This is a genomic window from Alloscardovia omnicolens DSM 21503 (assembly GCF_000420505.1).
GTDB classification, from domain to species: Bacteria; Actinomycetota; Actinomycetes; order Actinomycetales; family Bifidobacteriaceae; genus Alloscardovia; species Alloscardovia omnicolens.
Window position 1 is genome coordinate 43,025 of the sequence record NZ_ATVB01000012.1, and the last position, 11,618, is coordinate 54,642.

General features: G+C 49.2%; 8 protein-coding genes. 7 read left to right on the plus strand and 1 reads right to left on the minus strand.

Features of this window, described 5'->3' with window-relative positions; translation table 11 throughout:
• Positions 1-914 precede the first annotated feature (914 nt).
• The gene (locus G464_RS0105960) at positions 915-1,691 is read right to left on the minus strand and encodes an IclR family transcriptional regulator (RefSeq protein ID WP_021617551.1); all 777 of its coding nucleotides are present in this window, start codon (positions 1,689-1,691) and stop codon (positions 915-917) included.
• Between the two features lie 72 nt (positions 1,692-1,763).
• Here G464_RS0105960 and leuC point away from each other — a divergent pair, with 72 nt between their 5' ends.
• The 7 genes from leuC to G464_RS0105995 all read left to right on the plus strand — a co-directional run bounded on the left by leuC (position 1,764) and on the right by G464_RS0105995 (position 11,058).
• Positions 1,764-3,206 (plus strand): 3-isopropylmalate dehydratase large subunit, encoded by a 1,443-nt coding sequence (gene leuC, locus G464_RS09140; RefSeq protein ID WP_022857126.1) that lies wholly within the window; start codon positions 1,764-1,766, stop codon positions 3,204-3,206.
• Positions 3,207-3,295: 89 nt separating this feature from the next.
• On the plus strand, positions 3,296-3,973 hold the full coding sequence (leuD, locus tag G464_RS0105970) for a 3-isopropylmalate dehydratase small subunit (protein ID WP_022857127.1): 678 nt from the start codon (positions 3,296-3,298) through the stop codon (positions 3,971-3,973).
• 1,245 nt (positions 3,974-5,218) lie between these two features.
• Positions 5,219-6,355 carry a beta/alpha barrel domain-containing protein gene (locus G464_RS0105975; protein ID WP_022857128.1) on the plus strand — a complete coding sequence of 379 codons (1,137 nt, stop codon included), beginning with the start codon at positions 5,219-5,221 and terminating at the stop codon, positions 6,353-6,355.
• Between the two features lie 141 nt (positions 6,356-6,496).
• Positions 6,497-7,819, plus strand: a complete 1,323-nt coding sequence (gene murA / locus G464_RS0105980; RefSeq protein ID WP_022857129.1) for a UDP-N-acetylglucosamine 1-carboxyvinyltransferase — start codon at positions 6,497-6,499, stop codon at positions 7,817-7,819.
• Between the two features lie 78 nt (positions 7,820-7,897).
• Positions 7,898-8,836: a lysophospholipid acyltransferase family protein gene (locus G464_RS09145; protein WP_022857130.1), complete on the plus strand. Its 939-nt coding sequence runs from the start codon at positions 7,898-7,900 to the stop codon at positions 8,834-8,836.
• 2 nt (positions 8,837-8,838) lie between these two features.
• Positions 8,839-9,837 carry an NAD(P)H-dependent glycerol-3-phosphate dehydrogenase gene (locus tag G464_RS0105990; RefSeq protein WP_021617558.1) on the plus strand — a complete coding sequence of 333 codons (999 nt, stop codon included), beginning with the start codon at positions 8,839-8,841 and terminating at the stop codon, positions 9,835-9,837.
• Positions 9,838-9,915: 78 nt separating this feature from the next.
• On the plus strand, positions 9,916-11,058 hold the full coding sequence (locus G464_RS0105995; protein WP_022857131.1) for a D-alanine--D-alanine ligase family protein: 1,143 nt from the start codon (positions 9,916-9,918) through the stop codon (positions 11,056-11,058).
• Positions 11,059-11,618: the final 560 nt, after the last annotated feature.

Sequence of the window (11,618 nt, forward strand, 5' to 3'; positions counted from 1 at the left end):
TTGTGCTGTGGGGCTGTGGACGGCTAGTTGCAGGGCAGTGGGCGTTGAGCGCTCACAATCTGCACGCTGACTCAACCTATAAACCCCTGCTAAGTCCGATGAACTGTTATGTCTCATGGGATTTTAGGGGGTTTTGGAGGTTGGTGGGGTTTGCAGGTGCATAGCTTGTAGCTGTTTCGTACAACCAGTCTTTACACTGTGTTCAATTCGAGGGTTTTTTACTCTCTCGCATTCTGCTTAACCGATTCATACACCTGTTATGCCAGTTTTGATGCGCAAAAATGGCTTCACGCGTGGCATATCGGTTGCGCGTATCGACTTCACGCATGAACGCGGATTTCAATCACTCTTAAAAGTGGACGCTAGCAACTTTCGCGCACTTGTAACCTACACACCTCGCTAAGTCCGAAGAACTAGTTTGCTGTATTATTCATCGTTGTGATTAGCTATGAATGATACAGCCAAATGGGCTTCTACTTTCGCGTGGTAAAAGCTTTACCACGTAACGCTAACTGGTAGGTACGAACGATACAGCACGCTCTAAAACGTATACCGTCGAGCTTATCTGTGCTCGGTAAAACTTTTCCAAGACTGATTTGAAGTGCGGACAGCTTTAACGCGGAACGTTATCGATAGCTGTAAGCGGTTCGCCATATGGATAAAAAACACGTTGATTTGGTGGGCGCAGGAGCTTGTTCAACTGTGTGAGGCTCAAGAACTAAGAGTTAGCTGCCAGAAATCTCTCAAGTCTTCAAGCTGTGTGTTAGGAATCGCTTAAGTCTCTACCTGCTTCAAAAATCACCATATCACACAAAAAGCGGTGTGAGGGATATTCTCAACCTCACACCGCAGGCATATTCTATTTTGCTCTATTTACTGCTCCATTTACCTGAACATGTAAAAAATATTATAAGTTATACTGATTTCGCGCGCGACATCGCTTCGCTGAGGTAACGACCGGCTTTCATAACCAGCGGAGCGTAGTGGCGTCCAGGCGAAATACCCATACGGTCAACTGGACCCGAAATAGAAATCGCAGCAATCACATGTCCAGCAGCGTTGCGAATCGGAGCGGAGACAGAACAAACACCCTTTTCTCGCTCGTTGATCGACTCGCTCCATCCGCGCCTACGCACAGTGTTCAAAGTCTGCGCAGTGAACTGAGCGTGCCGCAGCCCTTGATGCATGTGTTCATTATCTTCCCACGCAAGCAAAATATGAGCGGCAGATCCAGCTTCCATCGACAGCATAGCCCCCACTGGAATCGAATCACGCAATCCACTTGTGCGCTCCACAGCCGCAATGCACACGCGCTGATCGCCCTGACGTCGGTAAATCTGCGCCGATTCCCCAGTGCGCTCTAGCAAAGTCTGCAAAATTGGCTCAGCAGAAGCAAGCAAACGGTCTTCACCAGCGGCGGTTGCCAACTCTGCGAAACGGGAGCCCACTGTAAAACGCCCTTGCTGGTCTCGAGAAATAAAACGATGGCGTTCCAACGCAATGGCCAAGCGGTGTGTAGTTGGTCGAGCTAAACCAGTGGCATTCACCAACTGAGCAAGCGAGCATGGCTCTTTCTCGAGCGTGTCGAGAATCAGAGCAGCTTTGTCGAGAACACCCACGCCAGACTTTACAATTTCAGGCTTTGCAGGGCTACTGTTCGTATTGTGGATACTGATTTGCTCATTCGTCATATAAGTATTATGGCATCTCAATATGTGACATGCAAACACGGACAATCCCACCGTGTCGCGCACAATAGTTACATGGGAAAAACGATGGCAGAAAAAGTGTGGCAAGACCACCTCGTTCGCACAGGCGAAGATGGTGCTCCTGACCTCATTTATATTGATTTACAGCTGATGCATGAAGTAACAAGTCCTCAGGCATTTGAAGGTTTGCGCCTAGCTGGTCGCCAGCTGCGTCACACCGAGTTGACTCTTGCCACCGAGGATCACAATACTCCAACTTTTAATATCGACAAGGTCTCTCCAGACGAGACAAGCGCTAAGCAGATTTCCACGCTGGAAGCCAACTGTAAAGAATTTGGCGTGCGTCTGCATCCTCTTGGCGATGCTGACCAAGGTATTGTGCATGCAATGGGGCCACAGTTAGGCGTTACTCAGCCTGGCATGACCATTGTGTGCGGTGACTCGCACACCTCCACGCACGGTGCTTTTGGTGCTCTTGCTTTCGGTATTGGTACGTCTGAAGTAGAGCATGTTATGGCTACGCAGACTTTGAGTTTGAAGCCATTTAAGACCATGGCTATTAATGTGGAAGGCGAACTCTCGCCAGACGTAACCTCTAAAGACATTATTCTCGCAATTATTGCCAAAATTGGTATTGGCGGCGGTCAGGGCTACGTCTTCGAATATCGCGGTGAAGCCATCCGCAAGCTGTCTATGGAAGCGCGCATGACCATCTGCAATATGTCTATTGAAGGTGGCGCTCGTGCGGGCATGATTGCTCCAGACGAAACAACTTTCGAATACCTCAAGGGACGTCCACATGCGCCTAAGGGCGAGATGTGGGATAAAGCAGTTGAATACTGGAAGTCTCTCGTAACCGATGATGACGCTGTTTTCGATAAGGAAATTACCCTTCGCGCCGATGAGCTGTCTCCATTCGTTACATGGGGAACGAACCCGGGACAGGGCATTCCGCTCAACGATTCCGTTCCATCGCCAGAAGATTTCGCGGACTCGACCGATAAGGCTGCCGCCGAGTCCGCGCTTAAATACATGGGTCTCAAGGCTGGCACTCCAATGCGCGATATTGCAGTAGATACTGTTTTCATCGGTTCGTGCACGAATGGACGCATCGAAGATCTGCGTGCTGCTGCCGCAATCATGAAGGGACGTCATAAGGCGGAGAACCTTCACCGCGTGCTCGTTGTTCCAGCTTCCTCGCGCGCACGTCTGCAGGCAGAAAAAGAAGGTCTCGATAAGATTTTCCTTGACTTTGGTGCTGAATGGCGTAATGCTGGATGTTCCATGTGCTTAGGTATGAATCAAGATCAAATGGTTGCGCATGAGCGAGCAGTATCTACCTCCAACCGCAACTTTGAAGGACGTCAGGGTAAGGGAAGCCGCACTCACTTGGCTTCTCCTCTCGTTGCTGCAGCTACGGCTGTGCGCGGAACTATTAGCTCTCCAAGTGATTTGGAACCGCTGAATGACGCACAAAATATAGCAGCAATAGCCTAGGCACAGGCTCTAAAACTGAAAGGTTTTAAAACTAAAGCTTTGCGGGCTGCAGGTTTTACTGACGGACAACAAGTAAGGGATTTCAAGACATGGAAAAGCTGACTGTTTTTACAGGAACAGGCGTGCCGCTGAAACGTTCAAGCGTGGATACTGACCAGATTATTCCTGCAGTATTTTTGAAGCGCGTTACCCGTACGGGATTTGAGGACGCTCTGTTTTACGCATGGCGTCGCGATCCGAACTTTATTTTGAACCAGGAATCTTACCGTAACGGCTCGGTTCTCGTTACCGGCCCTGACTTTGGTATTGGTTCTTCGCGTGAACATGCTGTTTGGGCTTTGCATGACTACGGTTTCCGCGTAGTTATTGCTCCTCGTTTCGCGGATATTTTCTACGGGAATACGGCAAAAAATGGCGTACTTGCTGCTTTGATGCCTATGGAATCAATTGAACTGCTGTGGAAGCTCTTGGAAGAAGAACCAGGACTGTCGATTACTGTGAACTTAGATGAGCGCACGGTAACCTGTGCAGATGTTACGCTTCCGTTTGAAGTTGATGATTACGTGCGTTGGCGTCTGATGAACGGTTACGACGATATTGATTTGACTCTTCAGTACGAAGACGATATTGAGGCGTATGAAAAGATGCGTGCTGTAAAGTATCCGTTTAAGCCAAAGACCATTCCTGCTTTTACCACGGCAACCGAAAAGGTTTCGTCTGCTCCTGAAGTAGTCGTGCCATGGGATGGACCGCTTTCAGATAGATAACTTCGGCTCTGCATAGGTTTTCTGGGATTTCACGTGCTCGTGCAGACAACGGCGCCTCGCCCTGCACGTGATAACTCAATATGACTTGCCACAAGCAAGAAGTGGTTGGCTGTGCTCATCACAAGTGAGTGCAGCCGCTTTGCTTTTGATGGTGAGTGGGGGGGGAGATTCCTCGTGAGCGTTTTATTGTTGGCTTTGACAGTACATGGTGGTGTGCTGTTTCGCCTTTACTAAGAATGCTTTGAAGGTCCTGACTATTGTGAGTTATGACGCGTTGATGAACTGCGTTCCGATTCTTGGATTGGGGAATTTATGTTTAAGGAACGGGAGGATTTTTATTGGTGGCAACGCAGGGGGCCTGATTGCGTCGTGGTGTTGACGGGTGACGTGCTTGTGTGCACTATACGACGGATGTGACCGTTGGCACGTTTGTTCATACCTCAGTTCTGCTAATCGGCATGTGATGAGACAAGACACGTTGAACGCTCCTTGTCTCATCACGCGATTGAGGCTCATTATTGCCCATTTTCATGGTATAGCTTAGGGCATGTCGAACGTGCCTTGTGAGGGTGTCAGGGCTTTTGTGTAGATGGTGGGTTGCCCTATGGTGAGCTATTTTTGGTTCATCGCACAGTTGATTAAAAAAAGGTTAGCCAGTGTGTTGTGCACACCATAACCTTTCGTTGTTCTCGTGCAGCACACACAACCATAAGAAGTATTGCTCTTCTTTAAGAGTGCTACATGGCAACACACTGCTCCCAATCAGGCTGCGTTGAACACGTCATGTCTGGGAACATACGAATCCGCTAAAACCCCACAGAAGAACCTCGCTCATCAAGTGGCACCTCACGGGTATGACTTACCGAAAGACCATGTCACTTACACTCAGTTACATAATCAAGCCCTGCTCCAGCGAGCCAGATCCAACAAAAACCACATACACACAAAACCTGACACGTCCTGCCTTGTCTCACAACATGCAGAACCCTCACAGCAAGCGTAGTCAACCAACCAGCACTAAACAAACAAGACCAATCCCAGGGGTGAATAAAATCACCGTAGTGAACCCCACCACTTACACAAACCCCGAACACCCTCCATCTTCACCCGCAGTTCTCAACAATCACCACCTTTCCCATAAAATCATGCATATCGCTACACTTAAGAGATAAGTGCAGTGGCATGCAAAAAGATACGTAACTTTTGCATAAAAAACCAAAGCGCGAGGTCTGCGATAGGAGAACAATGGAAGCAACGCCTTTTTACGATGTAAATCTCACGTATGAAGACAACTATGAACGCGGACCATTTGGTGACTTCGCTGGCGAGGCGTTAAACAAGCTCGATACGCAAGCCATCCAAGCCACTCAAGAGCAGAGCCGCGAGCTTTTTGATTTCTTTGGTCAACCAGTATTCTCACCTTTCGGCATTCCGGCAGGTCCTCTGCTCAACGAGCACTTTACCACCGCGGCTTTGCGCGCTGGATTTGATATTGCTACCTATAAAACAGTGCGTTCTCGCGCGTGGGGATGCAATCCTTTCCCAAACGTGCTGTCTGTACACCCAACAAGCGCAGATGGAACTCTTACTCCGAACTCTGAAGAAACGCAAAACGGTTTGCTTGCCGACACAAACTTTGGTGAACCAAGCAGTATTTCTATTTCCAATTCTTTTGGCGTGCCAAGCCAAGATCCTGATGTGTGGCAGCCAGATATGCAGCGCGCAATCCACAACGCCCACAACGCACAAGTGCTACTGGCCAGTTTCCAAGGCTCACGCACCCCAGGGATGAACGAAGATCAGTACATTGCCGATCACGTCACCACAGCCAAGTTAGTCCTAGAAACAGGCGCTCGCGTCTTAGAAATGAATACAAGTTGCCCAAACGAGGGGCATGGTCGCCTGCTGTGCCATAACGCGGAACTGGTAGGGCGCATAACGGAAGCGGTCAAGAACGAAATTGGCGATATTCCGCTGATCATCAAGCTGGCATTTATGCCTAACGATGAAAGCGTAGAAACAATGCTTCAGCACACGGCAGCTCGCGGGACGGTTCAGGGCTTTGCCGCCATCAACACGATTTCTGCGAAACTGGTAGATAAGAACGGCAATCAGGCTCTGCCAGGCGAAGGGCGAGAAACCTCGGGAGTGTGTGGGGCAGCGATTAAATCTGCAGGATTAGAGATGGTTGAGCGCGTGCGTCGCGTACAGCATAATCTAGGAATATCGGATGATACTTTCCATGTTATTGGCGTAGGTGGTGTTACCTCGGCAGCTGATTACTTAAGTTACCGTAACAGCGGAGCCAGCGCGGTTATGAGTGCAACGGGAGCTATGTGGAACGCTCGTTTGGGCTTGGATGTTCGAGCAACCGGACGCTAAGTAACAAAAACAAGCGAACCAAACGCAACAAGCTGTTCGCTCAGAACGTGTATTCACACCTCGCGCACAATAGGTATGACACACTAGAATAAGTAAGACTACTTTGAAGACTTTCAAAGACCGTAAAGAGAAAGCATAAAAATGACACGCGAAGACGATGTATTGCATGTTGTAGGCGGTAAGCCTCTCGGCGGTGAAATTAAAGTGCGTGGCGCAAAAAATCTTGTGTCCAAGGCAATGGTCGCCGCTTTGTTAGCTCCGAGTACGTCGGTGCTGAAGAATGTGCCGGAAATTCGCGATGTGCAAGTGGTATCCGACTTGCTGCGTTTGCATGGTGTAGACACCACTGTCGATGGTAAGAAGGGCATTGTAACCATTGATGCTTCGCATGTGGAGATGCCAGCTGTATCCGATGTAGAAACGCTGTCTGGTTCTTCGCGCATTCCAATTTTGTTCTCTGGGCCGCTCCTGCATCGTTTAGGCGAGGCTTTTATTCCTAGTTTGGGTGGCTGCCGTATTGGAGATCGTCCGATTGATTATCACTTGGAAACCTTGCGCAAGCTTGGCGCTGAGGTAGATAAAGAGCATGAAGACGGCATTCATATTACTGCTCCGCACGGTTTGAAGGGTACGAAGATTCATTTGCCGTACCCTTCTGTGGGTGCAACAGAGCAGACTCTTCTTGCTGCTGTGCTTGCTGAGGGCAAGACTGAGCTGTCGGGTGCTGCTATTGAGCCAGAAATTATGGATTTGATTGCTATTTTGCAGAAGATGGGTGCCATTATTTCTGTTGATGTCGATCGCACTATTCGCATCGAAGGCGTCAAGCAGCTTAAGGGCTATACGCATACTGCTTTGACCGACCGTATTGAAGCTGCTTCTTGGGCAGCTGCTGCGCTGGCTACGCGCGGAGATATTTTCGTTAAGGGTGCTACTCAGCCAGAAATGATGACTTTCTTGAATGTTTACCGCAAGATTGGTGGCGAGTTTAACGTTACTGATGAGGGCATTCGCTTCTGGCATCCAGGTGGAGATTTGAAGCCAGTTGCTATTGAAACGGATGTTCATCCAGGATTTATGACTGACTGGCAGCAGCCTTTGGTAGTCGCTTTAACGCAGGCGAAAGGCTTGTCGATTGTGCACGAAACTGTGTACGAGAACCGTTTCGGCTTTACTGAACCTTTGGTGAAGATGGGCGCAACCATTCAGTTATACCGTGAATGCTTGGGGTCTTTGCCATGCCGTTTTGAGCAGCACAACTTTGAGCATTCTGCTGTTATTTTCGGTCAGACTCCTTTGGAAGGTCGAGATATTGATGTTCCTGATTTGCGTGGCGGCTTCTCGCATTTGATTGCTGCTTTAACTGCAACAGGCGAATCAAATGTTCGCGGTATTTCTCTGATTGACCGCGGATACGCTGATTTCCGAGGCAAACTTACTGCTTTAGGAGCAGACTTTAACTAAAATATTTGCGTTAACGCTCAGTGAGTCGTATCAGGCTTACTGAGCGTTTATGTTGCCCTCCAGTATAGAATAAAGTCTATGGTATCTCGCGGCAAACCAAGTCCAGGAAAATCTGTGCCAGCTTTGAGCAATGCTCAAGTACGTAAACTCGCACAGAAACATCATCTCAGCGACCCTTTTACATACTTACCAACCGGTGTTCAGCGTAAAAATAATGATGCAGAAATAGCTTCTCAGCAGCCTAAAAAAGCCAAGCGTCTGCTCGACATGATTTCGTGGGTAGCGCATACCCGCATGAAAGCGTATTCCTGGGGGCTCGAAAATGTTCCCGAAGAAAGCGTTTTTATTACCGCAGCAACGCATGTTACGCAGTTCGATGTTTTCGTACCTATGTGCGGTCTGTTCCATCAAGGACGTCGTCCGCGCTATATGGCTAAAGCGGAAATGGCGAACTGGCCAATCATCGGTAACTGGTTCAAAACAGTGGGTATGCAGCCAGTGCCACGTCGCAGTGGCAAGGCAGAAGCTATTATCCACGAATCTGTGAGCATCCTAACCGAGGATAATCGTCCTCTCAGTATTTGGCCGGAAGGTACGGTTACGCGCGACCCTCAAAAATGGCCGATGAGTCTTAAACCCGGTCTCGCTGTCATTGCTCTCGAAGCCTCGCGCAAACTCGGACATCAAATCCCTCTGTTTGTTTCAGTAACGTGGGGAGCAGCCAGTATTAATCATGTGTTCCCGTGGCCGCGCAAAAACGTTGTTATGGCATACGATACAGCTCTCGACTATGCGGACTTACTTAAGGGTAGCGAAAACTGGGGTGAGTACGGAGCACCGCAGTCAGCAATAGACGAGCTGACCGAGCGTGTAGCTAACCGCATGGAAGAGCTGATGGAAGAAATTCGCGGCGAAGAACGACCAACTTGGGGACGCTGGGATTTCCGCTCGATGAGCCGTAAACCGCGACCATCGCAAATAGATAAGCATAACGATAATCAGGAAGTAGAGGAGTAAGTGTGGCACAGGTAACTGTTTTAGGTGCAGGAGCGTGGGGAACAGCATTCGGTCAAGTTGTGGCCGATGCTGGCAACGATGTGATGATGTGGGGCATCGAGCCAGAAATTATCGATGCTATTAACACGAAGCATACGAATCCTGTGCGTTTGCCTGTGGTCAAGGAACTTCCTCACTCCATGCGCGCAACTTTAGACCGTGCAGAAGTAGTGAAAGACGCTGAGATCATTATTGTGGCTATCGCTGCGCAGTTTGCACGTCAAGCATTAGAAGAATTTGCGGGCTTAATTCCATCGAATGCTATCGTGGTCTCGCTCATGAAAGGTATTGAGCGCAGCACAGACAAGCGCATGGATGAAGTGGTCACCGAAGCACTGAACCTGCCTATGGAACGTTTTGCTGCTGTATCTGGTCCAAACCTGTCGAAAGAAGTAGCACAGCGCCAGCCAGCAGCAGCAGTAGTTGCATCGGTTAACCGTCAGGCTGCGGAAAAAGTTGCAGCAGCAGCAACCAACGATTACTTTAAGATGTTCGTAACCGATGACGTTGTTGGCGTAGAAATGTGCGGATCGTTAAAGAACGTAACCGCGCTCGCCGTAGGTATGGCTCGTGGCGCAGGATACGGAGAAAATACTGCCGCTATGATTGAAACGCGCGGTTTAGCAGAACTAACTGCTTTGGGTGAAGCTTTGGGCGCTAACCCTCGCACGTTCTCCGGATTAGCAGGCGTAGGCGATTTGATTGCTACCTGTGGATCTCCGCTCAGCCGTAACTATACTTTCGGCGCTAACCTCGGTAAGGGAATGAGCGTGGAAGAAGCTACCGCAGCATCTAATGGCGTGGCGGAAGGCGTGCCAACAACAGCAGCAGTTGTAGCCTTAGGCAAGCAGTACGGTGTGCCAACCCCTTTGGCAAGCGCTATGAATAACGTACTTGAACAGGGTATTTCCTGCGCAGAAATGCTCAGCCAACTTTTTGCTGACGGTTCTATTGAAGAGTAAAGTTTCGTTCAAGCTAGGGTAGCTACTAATGCAGTTGCGAAGCGCGAACTGACGAGATACATGCATAAGGAGAAGCAGATGACAGATAAGAAAAATATCGTATTTCTTTATGGCGGTAAAGCAGATGAACACTCTATTTCCTGCATTTCTACAGCCGGAGTATTAAACGCTCTCGACACAGAAAAATTTAACGCTATTCCCGTGGGTATAACGCGCGAAGGCGAATGGATTATCGGCAGTGAAGACCCGCGCGCATGGTCACTTGACGAGGCACAGCAGTCCGGAAGTATGCCGCAGGTGCGTGCAAGCGAAACAAGTCGGCGCGTTGTGATTGATCCAGCAGGCGGGCACGAAGGTTTCTTCGCTCTGCAGACGGATGGAAGCTTGCAATCGCTGGGATACATTGATGCCGTATTCCCTGTGCTTCACGGTCCTTATGGAGAGGACGGCACAGTGCAAGGTCTGCTCGAAATGATGGGTATTCCTTATGTGGGATGCGGCGTTTTGGCGTCTTCGGCTTGCATGGATAAGCATTATACGAAGGAATTATTGCGTCAGGCGGGCATTGGTGTGGCAGAAGGCTTCAGCATTGACGCTCGTAAAGCTTCGGAGCGTGATGGCGCTTGGTTGCGCGCTCGCGTTGTGGAAGAAAAGCTCAGCTATCCGCTGTTTGTGAAGCCATCGCGTGCAGGATCTTCTTTTGGTGTAACGCGCGTTGACTGGGTAACAGATGCGGCAGAGCAAGAACAGTTGCTTCAGGCTGCTGTTGAAGAAGCGGCATCACACGATTGGCGTGTGCTTATTGAGCAGGGTGTGAACGGTCGAGAGATTGAATGCGCGGTTTTGGCGCCTCGCAGCGGTGATGAGCCACGCACATCTTGGCCGGGTGAAGTGGTTATTGATTCTGCGAATACCACTGAATTCTATGATTTCGACAGCAAATACATGGATAGCGAAGCCTCTCACGTAGAAGTTCCTGCTGACTTACTTCCAGAATTACTGGTTAAAGTGCAAGACGTAGCTGCCCGAGCATTTACTGCTGTGGATGGTGCAGGATTGAGTCGCGTAGATACCTTCGTTACTGCTGAAGGTGATGTGCTGGTCAACGAAATTAACACTTTGCCAGGATTTACGCCGATTTCCATGTATTCCAAGGCGTGGGAAGCAAGCGGGTTGCCATACTCTGAGTTGATTACTCAGTTGATTGAAGGTGTGCTCTAACAGAGGGCGGGGTGCGCTGAGCGTGCGGGCTACGCTGAGCGCGGGTGCTTAGAACTTCTACGTATCTGCGAGTTCTCTCTCAATTATGCTAAGCAACCCTATCTATTGCTGAATCTACAGCAGTTTGTGGGATTTTAGTGTGGGGTTTGGTTTGTTTGGGCTGTTTAACGTGGCTTGGCAGTAACCGATACGTGAGACTTGTGCTTTAACATGTGGGTTATGCTTATTCACGTGTTGTGAGCGAGGTGTGTTGAACGTGTCCTTGCTCACAACGGTTAGAACTTGCAAAATGATGTAATAAAAAAGGGTACTGATTTTTGATCGGGCGAGGTTGTATATTCGAAGGCTTTCGGGAGCTAGTGGGGCTTAGGGGAGAATGTTGCCCATTAGGCTCCAGTTGGTTCTTCCTAATGTTATGTGTTAAGACTGCAGTGTGAATGTGTTTATTTTATGCGTGAAGTCGATACGCGCAACCGATATGCCAGTTTTGAAGCCATTTTTGCGCATCAAAACTGGCATAACAGGTATATTAATCGGTTAAGCAGAATGCGTGAGAGTAA